The sequence below is a fragment of the Granulicatella sp. 572.rep1_STHE genome (assembly GCF_001073445.1).
In the GTDB taxonomy this organism is placed as follows: Bacteria; Bacillota; Bacilli; order Lactobacillales; family Aerococcaceae; genus Granulicatella; species Granulicatella adiacens.
Genome location: NZ_JVBO01000007.1, coordinates 1 through 24,437 on the forward strand (window position 1 = coordinate 1; position 24,437 = coordinate 24,437).

General features: G+C 36.1%; 17 protein-coding genes. 3 read left to right on the forward strand and 14 right to left on the reverse strand.

Annotated features, from left to right (window positions below; translation table 11 throughout):
* Both ADH99_RS00030 and ADH99_RS00035 read left to right on the forward strand, forming a co-directional pair.
* A partial coding sequence (locus tag ADH99_RS00030) for an IS3 family transposase (RefSeq protein WP_049555912.1) occupies window positions 1-180 on the forward strand: 180 nt, incomplete at its 5' end.
* A 220-nt stretch (window positions 181-400) separates the two neighbouring features.
* On the forward strand, window positions 401-1,609 hold the full coding sequence (locus ADH99_RS00035) for a putative glycoside hydrolase (RefSeq protein ID WP_049554589.1): 1,209 nt from the start codon (window positions 401-403) through the stop codon (window positions 1,607-1,609).
* 46 nt (window positions 1,610-1,655) lie between these two features.
* Here ADH99_RS00035 and parC read toward each other — a convergent pair whose 3' ends face one another.
* A complete protein-coding gene (gene parC, locus ADH99_RS00040; protein ID WP_049554590.1) occupies window positions 1,656-4,124 on the reverse strand; it encodes a DNA topoisomerase IV subunit A in 2,469 nt (822 codons plus the stop codon).
* Between the two features lies 1 nt (window position 4,125).
* Entirely contained in the window at window positions 4,126-6,183 is a 2,058-nt protein-coding gene (gene parE / locus ADH99_RS00045; RefSeq protein WP_049554591.1) for a DNA topoisomerase IV subunit B, read from the reverse strand.
* A gap of 171 nt (window positions 6,184-6,354) precedes the next feature.
* On the opposite strand from parE, the gene plsY reads away from it, so the two are divergent.
* Window positions 6,355-6,975: a glycerol-3-phosphate 1-O-acyltransferase PlsY gene (gene plsY, locus ADH99_RS00050; RefSeq protein WP_049554592.1), complete on the forward strand. Its 621-nt coding sequence runs from the start codon at window positions 6,355-6,357 to the stop codon at window positions 6,973-6,975.
* Window positions 6,976-6,994: 19 nt separating this feature from the next.
* Here the strand turns inward: plsY and ADH99_RS00055 are convergent, their stop codons facing one another.
* From ADH99_RS00055 to ADH99_RS00110, 12 genes are all read right to left on the reverse strand, one after another.
* Entirely contained in the window at window positions 6,995-7,867 is an 873-nt protein-coding gene (locus tag ADH99_RS00055; protein ID WP_049554593.1) for a hypothetical protein, read from the reverse strand.
* A gap of 15 nt (window positions 7,868-7,882) precedes the next feature.
* Complete coding sequence (gene codY / locus ADH99_RS00060; RefSeq protein ID WP_005605445.1) at window positions 7,883-8,686, reverse strand: GTP-sensing pleiotropic transcriptional regulator CodY; 804 nt, start codon at window positions 8,684-8,686, stop codon at window positions 7,883-7,885.
* Between the two features lie 16 nt (window positions 8,687-8,702).
* Window positions 8,703-10,109: an ATP-dependent protease ATPase subunit HslU gene (hslU, locus tag ADH99_RS00065; RefSeq protein WP_049554594.1), complete on the reverse strand. Its 1,407-nt coding sequence runs from the start codon at window positions 10,107-10,109 to the stop codon at window positions 8,703-8,705.
* A 12-nt stretch (window positions 10,110-10,121) separates the two neighbouring features.
* A complete protein-coding gene (hslV, locus tag ADH99_RS00070) occupies window positions 10,122-10,652 on the reverse strand; it encodes an HslVU peptidase proteolytic subunit (RefSeq protein ID WP_049554595.1) in 531 nt (176 codons plus the stop codon).
* Window positions 10,649-11,602, reverse strand: a complete 954-nt coding sequence (xerC, locus tag ADH99_RS00075) for a tyrosine recombinase XerC (RefSeq protein WP_049554596.1) — start codon at window positions 11,600-11,602, stop codon at window positions 10,649-10,651. Before xerC ends, hslV begins: the two co-directional genes overlap by 4 nt.
* A 172-nt stretch (window positions 11,603-11,774) precedes the next feature.
* Window positions 11,775-13,847, reverse strand: coding sequence for a type I DNA topoisomerase (topA, locus tag ADH99_RS00080; RefSeq protein ID WP_049554597.1), 2,073 nt, complete (start codon window positions 13,845-13,847; stop codon window positions 11,775-11,777).
* 147 nt (window positions 13,848-13,994) lie between these two features.
* Window positions 13,995-14,861, reverse strand: coding sequence for a DNA-processing protein DprA (dprA, locus tag ADH99_RS00085; RefSeq protein WP_049554598.1), 867 nt, complete (start codon window positions 14,859-14,861; stop codon window positions 13,995-13,997).
* 65 nt (window positions 14,862-14,926) lie between these two features.
* The gene (locus ADH99_RS00090) at window positions 14,927-15,697 is read right to left on the reverse strand and encodes a ribonuclease HII (protein ID WP_049554599.1); all 771 of its coding nucleotides are present in this window, start codon (window positions 15,695-15,697) and stop codon (window positions 14,927-14,929) included.
* Window positions 15,697-16,557 (reverse strand): ribosome biogenesis GTPase YlqF, encoded by an 861-nt coding sequence (ylqF, locus tag ADH99_RS00095; protein WP_049554600.1) that lies wholly within the window; start codon window positions 16,555-16,557, stop codon window positions 15,697-15,699. The genes ADH99_RS00090 and ylqF overlap by 1 nt, the downstream gene beginning before the upstream one ends.
* A gap of 188 nt (window positions 16,558-16,745) precedes the next feature.
* The gene (locus ADH99_RS00100; RefSeq protein ID WP_049554601.1) at window positions 16,746-17,399 is read right to left on the reverse strand and encodes an NAD(P)H-dependent oxidoreductase; all 654 of its coding nucleotides are present in this window, start codon (window positions 17,397-17,399) and stop codon (window positions 16,746-16,748) included.
* Between the two features lie 173 nt (window positions 17,400-17,572).
* On the reverse strand, window positions 17,573-18,274 hold the full coding sequence (locus ADH99_RS00105) for an MgtC/SapB family protein (protein WP_005605428.1): 702 nt from the start codon (window positions 18,272-18,274) through the stop codon (window positions 17,573-17,575).
* A gap of 204 nt (window positions 18,275-18,478) precedes the next feature.
* Window positions 18,479-24,301 (reverse strand): putative Ig domain-containing protein, encoded by a 5,823-nt coding sequence (locus ADH99_RS00110; RefSeq protein ID WP_049554602.1) that lies wholly within the window; start codon window positions 24,299-24,301, stop codon window positions 18,479-18,481.
* Window positions 24,302-24,437: the final 136 nt, after the last annotated feature.

Consider the following 24,437-nt stretch of genomic DNA (forward strand, 5'->3'; position numbering starts at 1 on the left):
TTTTTCGCCAGAATGAAGAACGAGATGTTCTATGGTTTTGAAATGGAATATTCTACCTTTAAGGAATTTCAAACGGCTGTGGAAGAATATATAGATTATTACAATAACAAAAGAATTCAAGAAAAAACAAAATGGATGCCCCCTGTTCTATACAGGGAAACATCCATGTGTTCAGCTTAATTTAAAAATGTGTCCAGGATTCTGGGTACATATCATTTTTCGTTAGCATATCAGGTGGAAAACAAACAAGCGATGAATTAAAAGCGCTCATTATTGAAGTAAATAATTCTGCTAACGAGCGTCAACAAATTATTGAAGCAATAAATTCTCCAATCAGTGAGCTAGATAGACCAATTCGCATTCTAAAAGCTCGCTTGGCAAATAGCGGAAAGGGTGAGTAATGATGTTGAAGAAAAAATCTTTAGTAACGAGCATGCTTACTGTTGCGTCTGTTAGTTCACTACTCGCTTTCCACTCTGTGGCAAATGCGCAAGATACTGCTGATAGTAAGTTGAATGTAAGAACGAATAGTTTACTCCGAGTTCCAGCGAATATACCACAGGAACATATTTATGATTCAGGCATTTCTATTCCATATCCTGAAGACGGAGTTAAGGGGGTTTATTTACAGGCGTTTCGTGCCAAAGGACAAGACTTGGAAAATATGATTCAGTTCGTTAAGTATACTCCCATTAACTCTCTTGTAATTGATGTCCGTGATGGATATGGACAAATTACAATGCCTCTGGAGACTGATAATCAACAAGTGAAGAAACATACTGTCAATGAAGTACCAGATACTACTGCTCTTCTTAAGCGACTCGAAAAGGAACAAATTTATCCAATTGCTCGTATTGTATGTTTTGGAGACCGATTTGTTCCAAAAGAGAATCCAGAACGTTCCTTTAGAAATGCTTTAGGCCAGCTATGGTATACAGATGACGGAGAAACGTTCCTGAATCCTTTTCTTAAAGAAAACTGGGAATACGTTGCAGAAATTGCAATTGGTGCTGCTAAAGCGGGATTTAAAGATATTCAATTAGATTACGTTCGTTTCCCACTGGGGTTCGAAACTGTTTCGGAAGACTTAGTCTATGATAAAGGCGATTATGCTCATATTAAAGATGATGATGAAGCCCGTATTGCTGCGATTACAGACTTTGTTGCATTTATTCGTGAAAAACTTCAACCATATGGTGTACATCTTTCAGCTGACATCTTAGCACACGCAATTACTGAATCAAAAATTGGTGGTATTGGACAAAAATTTGTCAATATTGCTGATAAAGTAGATGTCATCTCTCCTATGATTTTTCCAAGCCATTGGGTGAATTATGCTCTAGATGTAAAGGATCCTGATAAAAATCCATATGAAATCGTTAAACGCTATATGGTGATTGAAAAAGGATATATAAAAACATTAAACCCTTCTCCAATTTCAAGGCCTTGGATTCAAGCGTTCACTGCAGATTTTCTTGGTGAAGGAAATTATCAACTCTACACCGCGGATATTATCAGCAAGGAAATTCAAGCGCTAAAAGAAGCTGGCGTAACGGAATACCTACTTTGGAACGCTGCTTCTCAGTATTCATCAGAAATAAACTTCTAAACCAAAAGGACTTCCATTAGTATGGAAGTCCTTTTCTTTATAATCTCTATTGTTCTTTCAATGAACTGTAGTCAAAGTTTGCCAATACAGCTTTTACTTCCTGGTCGTTATCCCCTAGAAGCATTGAACCATTACTTGTACGATCTACAAGTGTTAAGTCCATTGGTCTAACCACTTTTGTTTCGCCGTTTCCAGCAATGATTGTGTATTCACTGTTTGAAGTGATTTCTCCATCTAAGAATACGACACGATGAGGTTTTGTTTTCAATTCACGTAAAACCATAAGTCCACGTTTTGCACGTGTAAGCATCGAAATTTCTAATACATTGAATCGTTTTACAGCCCCACGCTGTGTTGTAAGGAAAGCAGAAACAACTTTATGTTCTAATGAGTAAACCATCGCTCCGGCAACAAAATCTTCTTTACGAAGGTTGATTGCTTTCACACCGCTGGCTACAGTACCAACTACTGGAATTTCGCTTAATTCATAACGTAAACCAAATCCACAGTGCGTCACGATAAATACTTCTAAACTTTCTGGATTTGTGACAACCACTTTGACTACTTCATCCGTTGTAGTCTTCAATTTCATCGCATTACTTGTACGAGTCTTGTATCCTCGGTACGTTGTAAACTCATTGAATAATGTTTGTTTCACTAAGCCCTCTTTTGTAAAGAAGACAACCGTCCAATCTTTATAAGAGGCATCACTATCTTTAGCCTTAATGAATCCAGTTAAAATGACTTCGTTGCTACCCAAAGAAATGGATTGACTTAAATGGTTTCCCACGTCTTTCCATTTCGCTTCCGGAATTTCATGCACTGGTAAGTGTAAGTAATTTCCTTTTGAAGTAAATAGAATTAAATTATCTAATGTGGAAGCTTTTTGACAAAGAATAACTTCATCCCCTTCACGCATTCCATTTTCTTCTGGAGCGCTTGAAGCAAATGAACGCGGGCTAACACGTTTGTAGTATCCTTGTTTTGTAGCAACCACATATACTTCTTCTTCAGCGACTAACACTTCAGTTTCAATCTTAATCTCTTCAATTTCAGCTTGAATTTGCGTTAAACGAGGCGTTGCATATTTCTTCTTCAAATCACGAAGTTCACTCTTCATGACTTGAAGAAGAGTTTTTTCGGATTTTAAGATACTTAAGAATGTTGCGATTTGCTCATTTAAATCAAGCTTTTCATTTTGAAGAATTGTAATATCCGTATTCGTTAAACGATACAATTGTAAGCTTACAATCGCTTCTGCTTGGATCATTGTGAAGTCATATGTTTCTACTAAACGTTCTTTCGCATGTTTCTTATCTTTACTGTTACGAATTAATGCGATGACTTCATCTAAAATCGATAAAGCCTTCATCAAACCATCAACGATATGAAGACGATCTTGAGCCTTCTTCAAATCATATTGCGTACGTCTCGTAATCACTTCTTTTTGGAAGTTGATATAAGAAGTTAGAATTGTTTTTAATCCTACTTGTACAGGTCGGCGTTCATCGATAGCGACCATATTGAAGTTATAGTTCACTTGTAAATCTGTATTCTTCAATAAGTAGTTTAAGATTCCCTCAGCATTAGCTTCTTTCTTCAATTCAACAACGATTTGAAGCCCAGTACGGTCTGATTCGTCCCTTACTTCAGCAATCCCGTCAATCTTCTTATTCAAGCGAATTTCATCAATCTTCTTCACTAATAAAGCTTTGTTTATTTCATAAGGAATCTCTGAAATAATGATTTGCGATTTTCCACCTTTAATCGGTTCGATTTTCGTTTTCGAACGAATCACTACTTTACCGCGTCCGGTTTCATACGCTTGTTCCAATTCCTCAAGACCCTGAATAATTCCTCCTGTAGGGAAATCAGGACCTTTCACAAATTGCATCAATTCTTTCACAGTCGCTTTAGGATGGTCAATCGCATGAATGGTTGCATCAATAACCTCACCTAAGTTATGAGTAGGAATCTCTGTTGCGTAACCGGCTGAAATCCCAGTAGCTCCATTTACAAGAAGGTTTGGATAGCGCGCAGGAAGTACAGTCGGTTCTTCTTCTGTATCATCGAAGTTTAAAACAAATTCAACGGTTTTCTTGTCTAAATCTTTTAGTAATTCTTCTGAGATTTTAGAAAGACGAGCTTCCGTATAACGCATCGCAGCAGCAGGGTCTCCATCCATACTACCGTTATTCCCGTGCATTTCAATTAACACATCACGAAGCTTCCAATCTTGACTCATACGAACCATTGCTTCATAAACTGAAGAGTCTCCGTGTGGGTGGAAATTACCGATTACGTTACCGACAGTCTTTGCTGATTTACGGAATTGTTTATCGCTTGTGTTTCCATCGAATGACATCGCATATAAAATACGACGTTGTACTGGTTTCAAACCATCACGGATATCAGGAAGAGCACGGTCTTGGATAATGTATTTCGAATAACGTCCAAATCGGTCGCCCATTACATCTTCCAGATTCAATTCTTGAATATCTTGAATTTGACTCATACTATTCCTCCTCTCCTAGTAACGACAATTGTTCTACATGATCAATTGTTGCTTCTTTTTTCTTAACTGATGGTTTCTTTTCTTCTTTCGGACTAGCTGTTGTGCTAATGGCATTTACATCTGATTCTAAAATGCTCTTATCTTCTTCTAGACCAAACTCAACGTGGCGTTCAATCCACTTACGACGAGGTTCCACTTTATTCCCCATCAATGTGCTTACACGACGTTCTGCTTGAGCTTTATCATCGATAACCACACGAATTAACGTTCTTGTATCTGGATTCATAGTAGTATCCCATAATTGGTCAGCGTTCATTTCCCCAAGACCTTTATAACGTTGTAATAAGTAGCCTTTTCCGACTAGTTTAGTCTTCTCTTCAAGTTCTTTTTCTGTCCACGCATACTCAATCACTTGTTTTTTGCCAGTTCCTTTAGAAATTTTATATAAAGGTGGTAATGCAAGATAAACTTTTCCGGCTTCAATCAATGGTTTCATATAACGATAGAAGAATGTTAACAGCAAGACTTGAATGTGAGCCCCATCGGTATCCGCATCAGTCATAATGACAATCTTGTCATAGTTACAATCTTCAATCTTGAAGTCACTACCAACACCAGCACCAATCGTATAAATAATCGTATTGATTTCTTCGTTCTTCAGAATATCTGAAATCGATGCTTTTTCTGTATTGATTACTTTACCACGTAATGGAAGAATTGCTTGGAACTTACGGTCACGACCTTGTTTAGCAGAACCACCAGCAGAGTCCCCCTCTACTAAGTAAAGTTCGTTTTTCTTAGGATTTTTACTTTGAGCAGGCGTTAATTTACCAGAAAGAAGAGTTTCTTTCTTCTTACCCTTCTTACCATTACGACTTTCTTCACGAGCTTTACGACTCGCTTCACGAGCTTCACGAGCTTTAATCGCTTTACGGATTAATTCTTGCGCAATTTCCCCATTCTCCGTTAAGAAGAAACCTAATTGTTCAGAAATTGTATTATCCACAATTCCACGTGCAGCAGGCGTCCCTAATTTATCTTTCGTTTGTCCTTCAAATTGAAGAATCTCTTCAGGAATACGAAGCGAAATAATCGCAGTTAATCCTTCACGAACATCGCTACCTTCTAAGTTTTTGTCTTTCTCTTTTAAAAGACCAACTTTTCGTGCATATTCGTTGAACGCTTTTGTTAAGGCACTCTTCATTCCCACTTCATGAGTACCACCGTCTTTTGTACGAACGTTATTTACAAAAGATAAAATCGTTTCGGAATAGCCATCGTTATATTGGAATGCAAATTCGGTTTCAACACCATCCACTATGCTGTCAAAATCAACTACTGGAGATAATGTATCTTTTTCTTCATTTAAATATTGAATGAAATCTCGAATTCCTTCTTCATAATGGAACGTTTCTGATTCCCCAGTACGTTCATCTGTAAGAACGATTGTAAGTCCTTTTAACAAGAACGCTGATTCTCTTAAACGTTCAGCTAATGTTTCATAAGACCAATTCGTTGTTGAAAATGTCTTATCACTTGGAAGGAATGTAACTGTAGTTCCAGAACCACGACGGCTTGTTTTTTCTTTTTTAACAGTTCCGACTGGTTCACCACCATTTTTAAACGATTGTTTGTATAATGTTCCATCTCGCAAAACTTCTACGGTTAACCAATCTGACAACGCGTTAACAACAGACGCCCCAACTCCATGAAGACCACCTGATGTTTTATATCCACCTTGGCCGAATTTACCACCGGCATGTAATACAGTAAAGATAACTTGAATAGTTGGGATCCCAGAAGCATGCTTTCCCGTTGGCATTCCACGACCATTATCTTTTACTGAAAGTGATTGATCTTTATGAATTGTTACTTCAATTTTTGTAGCGTAACCTGATAATGCCTCATCGACCGCATTATCAACAATTTCATACGCTAAGTGATGAAGTCCTCGATGATCAGTTGATCCAATATACATCCCTGGACGTTTACGAACAGCTTCAAGACCTTCTAAAACTTGAATCGCATCATCATTATACTGATTCGTCACTTTGCTCATTTAATACTCTCCTTTTTTCATCATCTTATCTATAATACTTGTTTTTAAATATTTTCGCAAGATTTCCCTTCATAAATAGCGTTATAATAACATTTCTTATTAGAATTGTAAGTTAAAATGTTTTTGTGTTAAACTGTTTCTAGACTGTTTTTAAAAGGAGAAGTCAAACAAATGTCATTTACATTTATAATTGGTGCCATAGTGGCATACTTACTTGGTTCGATTCCATCTGGATTATGGGTTGGGCAGTATTTCTTTAAAAAAGATATTCGCCAATATGGGAGTGGAAATTTAGGATCAACAAATGCGTTTCGAGTTTTAGGAAAAAAAGCGGGTTCCCTAGTATTATTCTGTGATATCTTTAAAGGATTCTTAGCGATGATTCTTGCTTTAACTGTATTTAAGCAACCTGATATTTCTCCATTGTGGATGGCCTCTTTCGCGGTTATTGGTCATACTTTTCCCATTTTTGCTTCATTCAAAGGAGGAAAAGCGGTTGCTACTTTTGCTGGAATGATTTTAGCTTACCAACCATTATTACTTTTATATGGACTTATTATTTTCTTAGTACTCCTTGCAATTACACGAATGGTTAGTCTTACTGCTATGGTAACTATCACTTTAGGGGTATTCCTTTCACTACTATTTAATGATTGGACACTAACACTTTTTGCACTTGCAATAGATATTTTTATCATTTACCGACACCGTTCTAATATCCAAAGAATTTTAAACGGAACAGAAAATAAAGTTCCAATGCCTTGGGAACAAAAAAATAAAGACACTAAGTAAGTACTTAGTGTCTTTTCTTTTACTCGAAAATAAAACTGGCTGTAGATTGATAAGGTGTCTTGTTTGTAATTTTCAAGACATTCTTTTTTTCTTCTAAATTTTGCGTAAAATCATTCGCCAAGTCTGGATATCCATCCCAAGGTTCAAAGCAAACAAAAGGAGAATCATCTGGCATAGTCCATACTCCTAACGCGCCAATCCCATTTAAAAGTACGGTTACGCTTTTATTCCCTTTTTGAGAATACAACTTGCCTTTGAAATGAGGGGAATTTGATTTAAATAATAATACATCATTCGTAAATAAATCATGGTGTAATCGAAATTCTTTTTCTGGATACGAAACCCCTTCAAGTGAAGCAAGATATGGAATCTCTAATTCAAGTTTATGAATCGAGCTTTCCGAATCTAATTGGATTCGATAATCTTCAAACGACAATCTTTCTTCCAACGGTACTCTAAATGCAGGATGACCACCAATTGCAAAGTACATTTCAGGACTTTGAGTAGTAACGAAATAACTCATATCTAATTGACGACCATTTAAAGTGTATTTTAGACGCAATTGAAAATCGAAAGGATAGTTTTCCTCGATCATCTCATTCGTGAGTAAGAAAGTGGCAAAGTCACTTCCATTATCCTCTAACTTAAATGCATAGTCACGAGCAAAACCATGTTTTCTAGCTTCGTAATCATTCCCTTTGTAGGAAAAAGAGTTATTTCGAATAGCACCAATATTCGGAAATAAAATTGGAGATTGTTTATTCCAATGAATCCCATCTGGTTGATACATATATTCCGTATGAGTCTCTTTATCAAATACAGAAGTTAGTTCTGCCCCAAAAAGTTTTACTCTGACTTTTAAAAATTTATTTTCTAAAGAAATGTTATCCATATAATCGCCTCTAATTTATGAATGTTTTAATTCAGTTAATAAGGATTTTTTGATATTTTGATTTTTTATTTTTATATAGGTTCCTTTAGTTCCTAGGCTGCGACTTTCAATAATTCCTGCTGATTCAAGTTTACGAATAGCATTTACAATTACTGTACGAGTAATATTATACTCTTTCGCAATTTTTAAAGCAGTGAATCTTAAATCCATACCATCAAACAATTGGATAATCACTTTAATGGCTTCTAATTCACTATAAGATAACGAACTAAGAGCTAAATGAACATTTTGTTGTTCTCTCTTTTCTTGCTCAATCTTTCTTGTATACCAGTGCAACATTTCTGTTCCAATTACTGTTCCAGCGTGTTCAGCCAAAATAAGATCGTCGGTTGAAAAAGGTTCTTCATCCTTCCCCATCACTACAAATCCTAATTGAATTCCTGAAGCAAAAATTGGAATAATGGTGGTCATTGCATTCTTGAAATTATCATGTAATTCAACTGGAAAAATCGTTAGTTCATCCGTTACAGGTATATTTTCCTTCGTGAATTTTAAAGATGTTAATCCGTCCATATAAAAATCCGGAAATTGTCTACTATTTTTATACTCCTTCATACGATCGTTATTTACTTGAAATTCATCATGAATTCCTAACAATCTTCCATCGCTTGATGCGATATATAAATCAACTTTCAAAAGAGTTCCCAAAATTTCTGTTAGTTTATTAAATGGTAAATCTGCTGTTTCAGAATCTCTCCAAATATTATCATACTGGACAATTTCATTAATCTTCCTTAAATCAGCTAAAACTTTACGCATGAGTATATTCTCCTTTTTATAAAATGTATTTAGTTAAATCTTGATCCTCTCGAATCGCATTTAATTTACTTTCTACATATTGTTCAGTTATTTGGATGCTTCCCATTTGCATCGTTGGTGCTTCGAACAATAATTCTTCTAATACAGTTTCTAAAATAGTGTGAAGACGACGGGCACCAATATTTTCCATTGTACTATTCACTTCGAAAGCAATCTCAGCCAATTTTGAAACAGCTTCTTTTGTGAAAACGACTTCCACATTTTCTGTAGCAAGTAATGCCTTATACTGTTTTAATAATGCGTTTTTAGGTTCCATTAAAATGCGTTCAAAATCTTCTTTTGATAAATCTTGTAATTCAACCCGAATCGGGAATCGCCCTTGTAGCTCGGGCATTAAATCACTTGGTTTAGCCGCATGGAATGCTCCAGAAGCAATAAACAAAATATGGTCTGTATTAATCACACCGTATTTCGTATTCACTTGGCTCCCCTCAACGATTGGTAAAATATCTCTTTGTACTCCTTCCCTTGAGACTTCCCCTCCGTTTTGACCTTTTGCAGTAATCTTATCAATTTCATCAATAAAGATAATTCCTGATGTTTCAGCTAGTTTTAAAGCTTCTGCATGCATATCTTCCTGATTGATAAGGTTATTTGCTTCTTCCTCCGTTAATAGTTCTAACGCTTCTTTAACAGTGACTGTACGGCTAATTTTCTTCTTAGGAGTCATCTGATCAAGAACGGATTGAATTTGCATCATTTGTTCCATTTGGTTACCAGATCCCGCCATCCGCATTGGTTTCTCAGTTAATTCAATTGTTACTTCTTTTGAATCAAGTACTCCATTTCTTAATTGTTGCTCAATATCACGACGACTTTGAGCAATTTCTTCTGTGATTTCTTCCTTCATTTCAGGTTCTAATCCTGGATTTTGAATGCCCATTTGTTGGAACATATTGAAGAGTGAATCTTGTTGTGGGTTCGATACTTTCTTCATGATTCCAGGTTTTAAGATCTTCGCAAGCTTTTTAACAGCCTTATCAAAAGCTTGTGGCTTTACCTCTTCTTGTTTTAGTTTAGTCACAATTTGAATCGCATTTTCCACTAAATCACGAACCATCGATTCTACATCACGCCCAACGTAACCGACTTCCGTAAATTTAGTGGCTTCGACTTTTGCAAATGGTGCATCGACTAGTTTTGCAAGACGACGAGCCAATTCAGTTTTTCCGACCCCCGTAGGTCCAATCATCAATAAATTTTTTGGAGTGACTTCTTTTTTCATTTCGTCGTCCAATAATAAACGACGGTAACGATTTCGAAGAGCAACAGCTAACGCTCGTTTTGCATCCTGTTGCCCGACGATGAATTGATCTAATTCAGATACAACTTCTCTAGGTGTTTTACTAATATTTGCTTGCATACTTCCACTTCCTTAAGCCAATGTTTCAGTAATGATATTATCATTTGTAAAAATATCAATCTCTGAAGCGATTTTTAAACTTTCACGAGCAATATCTTCTGCTGTTAAATTCGAATCGCCAAATCTTAGGAGACCTCTAGCAGCTGATAAAGCGAAGTTACCACCAGAACCGATTGTTAGAATGCCATCATCTGGTTCAATGACTTCTCCTGTTCCTGAAACAAGTAACACTTGTTCTTTATTCATTACGATTAACATCGCTTCTAATTTTTGTAAACCACGGTCACTTCTCCATTGTTTCGCCATTTCAATAGCTGATCGTTGTAAGTTCCCTTTGAATTGTTTAAGTTTATCTTCAAACATTTCTTCTAAAGTAATTGCATCCGCTACCCCACCTGCAAATCCCACAAGCACTTGATTGTCAAAAATACGACGGATTTTACGAGCGGTTCCTTTCATTATCACTTTTTCCCCCATTGTCACTTGACCGTCACCAGCCATTGCAACTTCGTTATCTTTTTTTACTGCACAAATTGTAGTCATGATTTTCCTCCGTTATTCTTATTAAAGGCACTAGCGTCAAATTCATTCTTCCCAGCTTTAGATCTTGGAAAATATAATTGGTAATTTTGCTGTAGAGCTTCTTTCGTTACATGTGTATAAATTTGAGTAGAACTAAGACTAACATGCCCTAAAAGTTCCTGAACGGTTCTCATATCCGCACCATTATTTAATAAATGCGTTGCAAACGTATGTCTTAGCATATGTGGATGAATCTTTAATGTTAGTCCACTTTCTTGAATTAGTTTTTCTAAAATATAACGAACTCCATTAGTCGTCAGTGGATCACCTAAATGATTCACAAACACGAAAAAATGCTCCTTCCTTTCTTTAGCCATAAGATCCTTTCGTCCTTCTTCAAGATAAGTTTCTAAAGCCGTTCTTGCAAAGTCACCAATCGGAACATAGCGTTCTTTAGAACCTTTACCGATGACGAGGATAATGCTATTATCCAGGTCTAATTGCTCAAGAGTTAAATTCGTTAACTCACTGACACGCATACCTGTAGCATATAATACTTCGACTAGAGCTTTATTACGTTGGTCTAAAGACTGATTTCCATCAATAGAATTGATAAATTTTTCAATTTCATCTTCATAAAAAAACTCTGGAAGAAGCATTTTACCCTTTTTATAACTGACTGACGCAAAAGGATTTGATTCTACTGCTTTTCGTTCTACCAAAAAATGATAAAAAGAACGTAAACTTGAAAGGAACCGAGAAATACTTGAACGATTATAGTTTTCACGATGTAAAACTCCTAAATAGATTCGAACATCAACGACAGATACATCGTTCCATGACGTAATTGGAACTTCTGTTAAGTAATCGCAGAAATGTTGAATATCACGCTCATACGCACGAATCGTCTCTGGTGAATAACGCCGTTCAACTTTTATATACGCTAAGAAATCTTGCATTTCATTCTTCATCATCTTCCTCCTATCGTTAACTTTATCACAGTAAGCACTTTCTTACAACCGAATTGTCAAAATTATTAAGACAATTAATACATATTTAATAAACTCTGCGTCATAGTCAATGCACTAACATAATTTCACGCACATAAAGAGAGCACCCAGATTTCTCCAAGTGCTCTTTTCGTTATTTTTGAACATCCTCTTTGTAATCACAATTACTACACGCAATTTGTTTTCCACCGCGACCTTTTTTCTCAACTAAGTAGTGATCACATTTTGGACAATTGCGTCCTACAGGTTTATCCCATGAAACGAATTCACATTCAGGATAACGATCACAACCATAGAAGATACGATTTTTCTTCGACTTACGTTCAATCACTTTGCCTTTTCCACAAGTTGGACATGTAATCCCAATATCTTTAACAATGGCTTGTGTATGATGACATTCTGGGAAATTGCTACATGCGTAGAATTTTCCAAATCGACCTAATTTAATCACCATCGGATGGCCGCATTTTTCACAGTTGAATCCAGCTGGTTCATCTTTAATTTGAACTTTCTCGATTTCAACTTCAGCCTTATCCACTTCAATCTTAAACGGTTGGTAAAACTTATCGATAACTTGTACCCACTCTTCTTTCCCTTCTTCTACAAGGTCAAGATTGTCTTCCATGGAAGCCGTAAAATGAGTATCGACAATATTTGGGAAGTATTGTTCGATGATTTGATGAACAACATATCCAAGTTCCGTTGGTTCAAAACGTTTAGAAACTAATTTAACGTAGTAACGTTTTTGGATTGTTTCGATTGTTGGTGCATATGTTGATGGACGACCAACACCGATTTCTTCTAATGTTTTAATTAACGTAGCTTCAGAATAACGTGCAGGCGGTTGTGTGAAATGTTGTTCAGGATTTAGTTTTGCTAATTGAACTTCATCCCCAACTTGCATTTCCGGAAGCACGTTTCCTTTTTTCGCTTCTGCATTATCTTGATATACCTTTTGATACCCAGCAAACTTAATTGTAGATCCATTTGCCTTAAACACATGATTGTTTTGTTCTAAATCTACTTGTACAGTATCATAAACTGCTGCAGTCATTTGACTAGCAACAAATCGTGACCAAATTAAGGTGTACAATTTCAATTGATCTTTTGTTAAATAACTTGCGATTGAATCCGGTGTACGTAAAACAGATGAAGGACGAATTGCTTCGTGAGCATCTTGAGCGCCTTCAGCGTTCTTTACAGTGCGTTTAGTTTCAAGACAGTACTCTTTACCAAACTCTTTCTCAATGAACTCAGAAGCCTCATTTTGGGCAGATGCTGAAATTCGAGTTGAGTCTGTACGCATATACGTAATCAAACCGACTGAACCACTACGACCAAGAGATACCCCTTCATAAAGTTGTTGAGCTACCATCATTGTTTTTCGCGTTCTGAAGTTTAAGCGGTTTGACGCATCTTGTTGCAAGCTACTTGTTGTAAATGGAGCTGCAGGATTGCGTCTACGTTCTTTCTTCGTTACTTTAGTAACTTTGAATGGTTTCTTCTCAGAAAGTTCGTCCATTACTGATTTCACAGTCGCTTCTTTTTCTAAAGACGCTTTCTCAGCTGTAGTACCATAGTAATTTGCCGTGAAAGTTTTCTTTTCTTTTTTGAATTGTCCTTCAAGAGTCCAGTATTCTTCTGGAACGAATGCTTTAATTTCGTTTTCGCGATCAATAATTAATTTTACCGCGATACTTTGAACACGACCAGCACTCAATCCTTTTTTCACTTTCTTCCATAAAATAGGAGATAAAGTGTAACCCACAAGGCGGTCTAAAATACGACGTGCTTGTTGCGCATCAACTAAATCCATGTCAATCATCCTAGGATTCTTAAATGCTTCTTTAATTGCATCTTTTGTAATCTCATTAAACTCCACACGAATAGGTTTGTTTAAATCAAGTCCTAATAAATGCGCTAAATGCCAAGAAATAGCTTCTCCTTCTCTATCCGGGTCACTTGCAAGATAAACTGCATCTGCTTTGGCTGCTTCCTTTTTAAGAGACTTAATTAAATCGCCCTTCCCTCGAATCGAAATATAATGAGGTTCATAATTATTTTCAATATCTACACCCATTTTGCTCTTAGGTAAATCTCTTAAGTGACCTTTACTTGCGACCACTTTAAAATTTTTCCCCAAATAGCGTTCAATGGTTTTAGCTTTTGTAGGAGACTCTACAATCACTAAGTTTTGCTTCACCATTAAATGGCTCCTTCCATCATTACTCTATCTAATATTAAAATATCAGGCAAAAAGCCTGTATTTAGCGAGATTGTTTAAATTGTCTTTTGTCATCATATCTAAACACATTCTTTTTGTCAAGGCAACAAATTATCTCTTATAGTTTTTTTATGGAAAGTAATGTAGATTTTTATCAATAGTTTCAGCGCTAGAAACTAAACAAGCTCCAGCTTCAATTAGTTGATTAGTTCCTTTTGAATGTGATGAAAAAATACTTCCAGGAATAGCAAATACCTCTCTATTTTCACTCAAGGCAATATTAGCGGTAATTAGACTTCCACTTCTCTCTTTAGCTTCTACTACACAAACACCATGGCTTAACCCTGCTATGATGCGATTTCGGTAAGGAAAATGAAACTTCAAAGGTCGACTTCCTAAAGGATATTCAGAAATAATAAGACCTTTTTCCCCTATTTCTTTATAGAGATTGGCATTTTCAGGTGGATATACAACATCTAATCCACTTCCTATAACCGCTATCGTTTTTCCATCATCCTTCAAACATTCAAGGTGTGCTAAAGAATCCACTCCTTTAGCTAGACCGCTAATAATTCCGATTTTCTTCTGTACTAAATCCTGTACAATGATTTTCGTACATTGTTTTGCATAGTTTGAATGTTCTCTAGAACCTACTAAAGCGACTAATCGTTCATTTAACAAAGACAATTCTCCTTTATAGAAAAGAACAATTGGAGGTAAATAAATTTCTTTTAACCTTCTTGGATAAACAGCATCCAAAATGGTCAATACTTTTACTTTTTCAACCTTCATTTTTTCAAAAGAAGCTAACCAATCAAATGTCTCTAACCATTTAGAAGTTTCTTCGGGCAAGCTGAATTTTACATCCCCTAAAACAAATGGATGATTTAAAGAAACATCATCATTCAATTTTTGAAATAACTCATAAAACTGTTTACTATTTAATGTTTCACTAATCGCTATTCCAATTAATAGTTTTCTTTTTGTTAATAACATAAATAAACTCCTTCCGGTAAATAGTTTTCAAAACTATTTACGAGAAAGAGTTTACATTTGGAACTTTATTGTTGATATTCTTTTACAGGTGCAAATGTCATACGATGTATTGGCGTCGGACCTAATTTCTCAAGACCTTCTATGTGTGCTTTCGTACCATATCCTGCATTTTGTGCAAATCCATATCCTGGATACAGTTGTTCGTAATCCTTCATCATTTGGTCCCTTACCTCTTTAGCAACAATACTTGCCGCAGCTATCGAGATGCTCTTCGCGTCCCCTTTAATAATGCCTTCTTCTGGAATTCCTGTATCCAATCTCATCGCATCAATTAATAAATAATCTGGCTGTTCAGGCAACAATTCAATCGCTCGTTTCATCGCCACTTTACTAGCTTCATAAATATTAATTTTATCAATCGTGAATGCATCGACAATACCGATACCAATGGCAACAGCTTGCTCTTTAATCATTTCGAAGATTTCTTCGCGTTTTTTCGCGCTCAACTTCTTAGAATCATCGAGACCAATATCTTCCATACCTTCAGGAAGAATGACAGCAGCTGCTACCACTGGACCAGCAAGTGGGCCGCGACCCACTTCATCAATTCCTGCAATCATTCGATAGCCTTTTTGTTTGGCTGCACGTTCAAAGCTTTGCATTTCCTCAAAGTGTGCAGCACGTTCTGCTTTTTTGGCGAATTGACGTTCAAACTTTGCGATTAAATCTTGAACTCCTTTACGATCGTCACTTCTAAGTTCTGTTAAACGTTCATCCGACAACGTTTGAATTTCTTCAAGAATCAATTTAATTTCTTTGATGGAACGTTTTTTCATTATGCTTCCTCCGTTAACGACACAGGCGCTTTGTCTAATGTATAACGACCCAGTTTTCCTGAACGAATATCAAACACGATTCGTTCACTTGCCTTTTCATAATCTTCTTTAAAGCCTAAATTCTTTGTAATTAACATTAATAAATCAACATTTGAAAGTTCTAAATCGCTATCTATTAAACGATAAGCTTTCTTTAAATACTCTGGATAATCTAATTTAAACTGACTAAGAGCAAAAAGTGCAATATCATCCATGTGAAGGAGTGCATCTTTAATCGCACCCGTAAGTGCTAGTTTATTCCCAACTTCTTCACTTTCAAACTTTGGCCATAGAATTCCAGGAGTATCCAGCAACTCAAAATCATTTCCGATTTTTAACCAGCGTTGTCCCTTTGTAACACCAGGACGGTTTGCTGTTTCAGCTTGATTTTTATTAATCATACGGTTGATAAAGGTTGATTTTCCAACGTTAGGAATTCCGAGAACCATTAAACGAATCGGTCTAGGACGAATCCCTTTTTCCAAATTCTTTTCAAAGACTGGCGCCATTAATTCCTTAATGGCCGCTTTAACCTGTTTTATCCCTTTGCCATCTTTAGCTTCTGTTGTAAGAACTTTAATTCCTTGGCTAGTAAAATAATCATTCCAACGTTTTGTTTGAGATGGATCTGCCAAATCAACTTTATTTAATAAGATTAATTGCTTCTTTTGTCCTTTAATTTCTTCGATAATAGGATTGCGACTTGATTCTGGGATACGGGCGTCCACCATTTCAATCACGACATCGACTAATTTCAATTTTTCAGTTGCTTCCCTGCGAGCTTTGGCCATATGCCCCGGGAACCATTGGATTGTTGCCATACGTTTTGAATCCTTTCTATATTACATTCACAAAAACATTCTTATAGAACCAACGAATATTATACCATGTTTTAATCCTTTTTTCCGTTCTCTTCCTTATTCTTTATAATAAAAAAATCTCAGTACAGTAGCAATTACTCATTGCCGATGTACTGAGATAGCAATTGTTTGCTAAGAAAAAATTACTTCTAATCAATTACTTCATAAATACTTTCTGTATTCCAACGAACTTTCGGTTTAATGTCTTCATCTCTATAACCAAACGCGCACATTACTGATACTCCAAATTCTGATGTATCCAAAACTCCTTTTTCTTCTAAATAAGCTTCAACTTTAGCTTTATCATATCCTTCAATTGGACAAGAATCCATTCCCATCAAAACTGCTGCATTCATCATATTTGCCATTTGGATATACGTTTGTTTACTTGCCCAGTCAAAGAGTGATCGTTCATCGTTTAGCTGTGCATCACTTTCTTGGAAGCTCTTGATTCGATGCGCATATGCAGAATCCGGATCATAACTTCTATGTCTTACCTCTTGCATTAATTTTTCAATATAAGGTGTTTCATAGTTTACACCTTTACGAGCTAGATAAATCACAAAATGACTTGCTCCATCGAGCATTGAAACAGCGCCCCATGCCATTGATTTTAAATCTTGTTTCATTCCTTCATTATTTAGTAAAAGCATCTTCCAAGGTTCAAACCCCAATGAAGATGGTGCTAATCGTCCAACTTCAACAAGTGCTGCCCAATCTTCATCAGAAATACGACGTGTTGGGTCAAACTTTTTAGTAGCATAACGTTGATGTTGCAACGCAATAATTTCTTCTCTATTCATAATAGTAAACTCCTTTATCTTGATTATTACGAAAATTTCAACTAAGAAATGAATCTCTCATATAAATTAAGTTTATCAGCCAAAAAACAAAATAGCAATTCACTCATAAATAATTCTTTTTTAATCAATAATAGATATAAAAATAAGACTGGAGTAGTCCAGTCTCACTATAACTATTGCGGATTATTTTCAGAAGATTTAAACTTAACCTTTTTAATTTTAAAGTCAATATGTCTTTCTCTGATGGTTGATTCGATATCATCAATTAGGATTCTCTTATCATTCTCTATTTGAATATTGATTTCGTACTTTCCTCCAATATCCTTAACATCCACATTTGCGATTTGATATTGTTTTAAATTACAGTACTCATAAATATCGTGAACAAGAGAAATATCTCCAACAGTTCCATTAATACTTGCCTGATAAATCTGCTGCTGTTTTGTAAAATCATGTGTTAACCATTGAATTAACATAACAAAGATACTACAAACAATACCAAAGAACCAAAATCCTCCACCAATGGCCATCCCAATCCCTGAAGTAGCCCAAATACCAGCAGCTGTTGTTAAACCACTTATTTTTTTATCCCTCATGAAAATGATACCACCACCAATGAAGGAAATCCCACTTACAATTTGAGCAGCCACACGAGAAGTGTCGTAATCTGGAGTGTCCAGAAAAGCTTCTTTAGAAATAATCATCATTAAGGCAGAAGTAAGACAAACAATCACGTGTGTCTTTACTCCGGCTTGTTTATTCCTTGCTTTTCTTTCATAACCAATTAATAAACCACAAATACAAGCCAAAATAATTGATGTAAAATGTCGTAATTCAAGCATTGCATCAAATGAACGTATAAACACTTGATCCATATCTTTCCTCCCTAAAAACGTGTATTCCTATTTTACGTTTGTTTAATAGGAAAGTCAAATTTTATGAAATCGTTTACTGGAGAAAGAAAAAGGAAATTTAAGAAAAAAAACAGGAAGTGAGTATTTACGACTCAATCTTCCTGATCTTTTAAATAGGTGCTTTTCTAGAAAAAATAAATTTTTTAAGAAAAATCACTCTAACAACTATTCTTCTTTTCTTTTACCTACATAGAGTGTTAAAAGAATACCACTTCCTAGAAGCATTGGAATGACTTCTGTATGCGCTCCAGTATTTGGCAAAATAGCATTATTGTTAGTCTCATTAGCTACTTTATTTGTAGTTGAGATAGTACTTGCAACTAATGATGGATTCTTATCGGAATTCACTGGAATTGCTGATGGAATTGCTCCTCCAATAGTTGTGCTTCCAACAGGAGTATTATTTCCTGGTTTATTTGTAGAAGGTGTACTATTTGTTGGAGTTCCATTTGTCGAAGAACCATTTGATGGTGTAACACTAGTCGTCGTTCCGTTAGATGGAATTCCATTTGTGGAGGTTGGATTGGTAGGAGTTCCATTTGTTGGCGAAATAGAGCAATTACATGTACCATCCTTTCCATCTTTCCCATTTTTAACTACGACTTCTTGTTTAGTTCCGTCAGGATTTGTTACTGAAATTGTATAACTTCCATCATTATTATCAGTTAATGTAATAACTGGAGAAATACCATCTTTCCCGTCAGCACCATTTTGACCTGCAACACCTGGATCCCCTTTGTCTCCTTTAGGTCCGGTTTCGCCATCTTTTACAACAAATGTTCCAAGAACTTCATCAGTGGCTTCATCAAACTGACTATTACCGTTTTTGTCAAGGTAGAACGTTAGTTTTGTCTCTTTCTTAGCATTGTCGCGTTCTATTTTAACTTTTGGAGTTTCTCCGTCTTTACCGTCACGTCCAGCTTGACCTTGTTCGCCTTGCTCACCTTTAGCTCCGGCTGCACCTGGGTCGCCTTTGTCACCCTTAGGTCCAGCAACACCTTGAGGACCTGCTTCTCCTGGATCGCCTTTATCACCCTTAGGACCGGCTACACCTTGAGGTCCAACTTCACCTGGATTGCCTTTATCTCCCTTAGGCCCAGCTACACCTTGAGGACCTGCTTCTCCTGTGTCCCCTTTAGGACCTGCTTTTCCGTCTTGTCCGTCTTTAACAATTAAAGTACCAAGAACGGTATCAGTGGCTTCATCAAACTCATTATTAGCATTTACGTCTTTGTAGAAGGTTAGTTTTGTCTCTTTCTTAGCATCGTCACGTTCCACTTTAACTTTTGGAGTTTCGCCGTCTTTACCGTCACGACCTGCTTGACCATGTTCGCCTTGCTCACCTTTAGCTCCAGCTGCACCTTGAGGACCAACTGCTCCTGGATCTCCTTTGTCTCCTTTAGGGCCGGCTACACCTTGAGGACCTGCGATACCTTGTTCACCTTTTTGACCATCGGCGCCATCTTTGATTACAGATGTTCCTAAAACAGTATCAGTAGTTTCATCAAACTCGTCATTGGCGTTTACGTCTTTGTAGAAGGTTAGTTTTGTCTCTTTTTTAGCGTCGTCTCGTTCTACTTTAACTTTTGGAGTTTCTCCGTCTTTACCGTCACGTCCAGCTTGACCTTGTTCGCCTTGCTCACCTTTAGCTCCAGCTGTACCTTGAGGTCCAACTGCTCCTGGATCGCCTTTGTCACCTTTAGGTCCGGCAACACCTTGAGGGCCTGCAATACCTTTTTCTCCTTTTTGACCATCAGCGCCATCTTTAATCACTGATGTGCCAAGGACCGTATCTGTATTTTCATCAAACTCATTATTGGCGTTTACGTCTTTGTAGAAAGTTAGTTTTGTTTCTTTCTTAGCATCATCTCGTTCTACTTTAACTTTTGGAGTTTCTCCATCTTTACCATTTTTAATGATTGTTTCTATTGGAGATTGCCCCTCAGGTTGAGTAATGGTGATTGTGTGAGTTCCGTCATTATTTTCTTTAACAGAAATTGTTGGAGGAGTCACTTGTTGTGGTGTAAGGTCGACAACATCAATCGAGATATCCTTTGTAATGGTTTTATTTCCACTAGAACTTGTCACCGTTACTGGAATATCATATTGACCAGCGACTGTTGGAGTTCCTTCAATTGTTTTCGTCTGCGCATTGTATGTTAAACCGCTAGGAAGTTTTGTTTGGTCAACACTCACTCTAGCATCAGAAGGAACCTGTAATGTAACAGGTCTAGCTTTATTTCCTAGAACAATTAACTGACGATCATTTTTCATATCAAGAGATACTGGATCATCAATAACCTTCAAGGTAATAATTTCTTCGGCTGTCCCTTTTCCTAATGAATCTGAATCGACAGACGCTTTCATACGAATTTTGTATACTCCAGCTTTTGTAGGAGTTCCACTGATTGTGTGAGTTGCACGATCATAATGTAACCCTGCCGTTGATTCTAGATAAGAGTCTAAGTCTGACTCAGGTAAATCTACACTTAAGTATCTTGCTCCAAGTTTTGAATGCTCGCTATGACTCACGACCATGTTTTTGATATTTTCGCCTAAGTGGATGGTTTGTTCTTTGTCGGTTACATTGATACTTACAGGAAGTGGTCTGATATTAAATCGGATATATCCTCCAGACACTGGAGAGTCTGCCATTTCGGCAAATGTTGCCTTATATGGTACGTAATAATCACCAACTTTTGTAGCAGTTCCAGAAATTGTTTTCGTGGAAGCATTGTATGTTAACCCTTGAGGAAGTTTACTAGTATCAAGCTCTAATCTAGCCTTCTCATCAGAAACGGTTAATCTCACTTCGTCTACAGGAGATAAGACTGTTTTCTCTTGGTCTTTATTTTCAACTGTAACATTTAAATCCATTGGTGTAACAGTGATTGTTACAGATGCACTAGCAGTTGTGTTGCCACTAATCGTCGCACTTGTTGCTGTAAATGTAGCTGTGTAAGTCCCAACTCTAGTCGGTGTACCTTCAAGCGTTTTAGATACTGAATTATAATTAACTCCTGGTGGTAGGGAACCGGAAGTTAGAGTAATATTTGCACCTTCTGCTTGCAACGGAATTGAAGGAAGAGCGTCTAAAACTTTCACTTCTTTACGATTATTAGGAATCGTAAAGTTAAGTGGTACACTATTTACCTTAATCTTTATTGTTGCAGTTGCTCTTTGAGTACTTCCTGTAGCAGTAGTTCTTGTAACATCTGCATAAGCTGTATAAGTTCCAACCTGAGTCAGAGTACCAGTAATTGTTTTTTTATCTTCTGACCATTTTAATCCGTTTGGTAAAGAGCCCGACGTATAGTTTACTCTTGCATTTGCAGGTATTTTAAGAGTAATTGGTGCTATTTCTTTACCGGCTGTATATTCATAAGAAACACTTGGAATATTAAAAGCACCAGGAGTAACCGTTAGTTCAACTAGTTTGGTTATCGATTCTCCATTTTTTGAAGCCGTAACAGGGACTACGTATTGTCCTTCATATTGTCCAATTCCAGCAATCTTCTTTAAAACTTTATCATAAGTAACCCCATCAGGAAGTTTACTTTCATCTACATTTAATTCTGAATCCTCACTAGCATTTAGTTGAATGTCTTTGAATCGATTCCCTTCAACAATTGTTTGTCTATCATTTGTAATCGATAAACTTAAATTAGAAACAGGACGAGGAGTAACTTCATAGGTAAATCTTGTTTTAATCTGTCGACTCTCATTTTCGTTATTCAAATAAGTAGCTGTAACAATCGCAGTTTTTTTACCTTCTGTCTTCTTAAGAGCATAACCAGCTAGTCCATTATTATTACTATTAGAATCAAGGCGAACATAGCCATCTTCCTCTTCATACTCCACAGATAAATTAGTAATCTTTGTTCCATTTGTTAGCGAAATTGGAACATTAGGTATAGCTTGTCCCTCCTGCCAAGTTTGATCAGGAATATTATTTAAGCCCTCTAGTACTTCAAATTTAAATGTACGAACAACATTGTTATTTCCAAAGTGACCGTCGATTGCTTTCGCTTTAAACGAATACACACCAGGAGATAACACTACTCCAGCGTTTTTAGTAACAATGTATTTTGTCTTATCTAAAGGATTTTTTTCGATAGTAATTCCTTGAGGGACACTATCTTGCTGGATTTCTAAAGTAGCATTGCCTTTATTTAATACTAAGTTCCCAATAATTTGTTTCTGATTTGTAGAAGGAATTGCAACGGGTGTTGGATTTGAAACACGATAAATTTTGTCTGCTTCAAACATTACATCAGCATTCGTTAAAACATATGTACCATCATTTCTAGAAGGTGATGTTTGGGATATTTCTTTAGTAATTAAATTAAGATGATAGTTTGTTACTCTTCCAATATTATCAGTAACCTGAAAGTCAATAAAATAATTTCCAGCTTTTTCAGGAAGAGATTTAAAATTAATTCTATATGGAGAAACTGAATTACCTCTAGGATCGTTTACATTGTCGTATTCAGCGCTATATACTGATGTAACATACTTATTGTCCGTTAAAACATTAGAGGTAGTTCGATTATCATTTTCAATAAATATATTATCCCCTTTTGCTGGTCCATCCTTAATAAATTCTACTTCAACACCTGGACTGGCATTTTTGACTTCGAATCGAGTAATTTTAACAGGAGCCTCGTCATTCTGAAGATTATAATCTGTTCTTCTCCCTGGAATAGACAACCAAAGATTGGATGAATATTGTGGGGTATATGGTTTTACGTCAGAAATCGTACTTGATTTATTAGAAAGAATATAATAACCAAACGGGGTTGCAGTCATATATGCTGTGCTTGTTTTTTTATCATAAGTCACTGAATCACTTAATATACCATTCCCTGTAATTCTGCTTCCTTCATCGGTACCATATAAATAAGAATAATTATCTACTATTTGGAATACTGGAGGTTCTTCGATTAAAAGATTCGCAACAACACGTGTAGCTGGGTCATTTTTGGATTGTAGCCCAATTACATAAGTCTTACTAGCTACTTGATGGTTTAAAGATAGTTCTTTAATTAAATAACCTGTTTCTTTTTCATAAGTGAAACCTAAATCTTTCGCATCCTGAGTTAATTCAACTTCATCCGGAGTGATTCTTGTTAAACCAACTTTATATCTTAATTCAATAGTTGATCCATTTTTAATTAGTTTATAATCTACAACAGAACGACCCTCATCAGGTCCAAAATAACGCTCAATAGTCATATATGGTTTTTCATTAGATGGGGAAGCAGGTTGTACCCCCGCTGTATTAAGCATATAAGAGACATTATCAGTGTGCCCTGAGCTTTTCATCTGATTCCATAAAGTTTCAATGGCATTTGATAGATTTAAACGTTGTGAGTCAATCGTCTCTTGATCCACCTCTTTAGAAAGAAATGCTGCTTTTGCTTCCTTCAATAACTCTGATGTATGACGCAATGATCCTTCAATTTCAGCTTTATTAGTTGAATCATTCAAATTATTTAAAAACTTTTCGGCTTCTTTCGTTACTACTTCGCCTTCAACGATTGCATTATTTAATTGCTCTTTAGAGAGGTTTGACTCTAACCCATCTTCTTTATTAGTTGTCTCTTTTGTTTTGTTATCTGTATTATCAGTTGTTTCATTGTTAGAAACTTCACTTTCAGATTTGCTTGAAGCATCTGTTTTATCAATTTCTGATGTAACAGCCTTTTCTTCTTTTGTAATTTCATTTGAATTAGGAATATTCTCCTTATTTCCTAATTCAACTTTTTCTTCTTTTTGTTTTGTAACATTTGTTGGTAAATCACCCTTTGATGGTTGCAGTTCTTCAACACCTTTATCTTGAGCTATTACTCCGGATTCAACAACCTCATTAGCTTGCACAACAGGTACATTTATAGTTCCTCCTAAAAAGAACTGACCAATAATTACTGAAGCTACTCCCACGCTAAATTTTCGGATTGAAAACTTCTGTCGTTTTTCAAATTTCATTTTGATTCCTCACTTTTTATAATATTTTTTCTGTAGTCCTGCCACCATTCATGAAAATAAGCAAATAATAATTAAAACACCCAATCGGATAACAATCATACAGTACCATTCTATTTATTTTTAACTAAAAATCAAA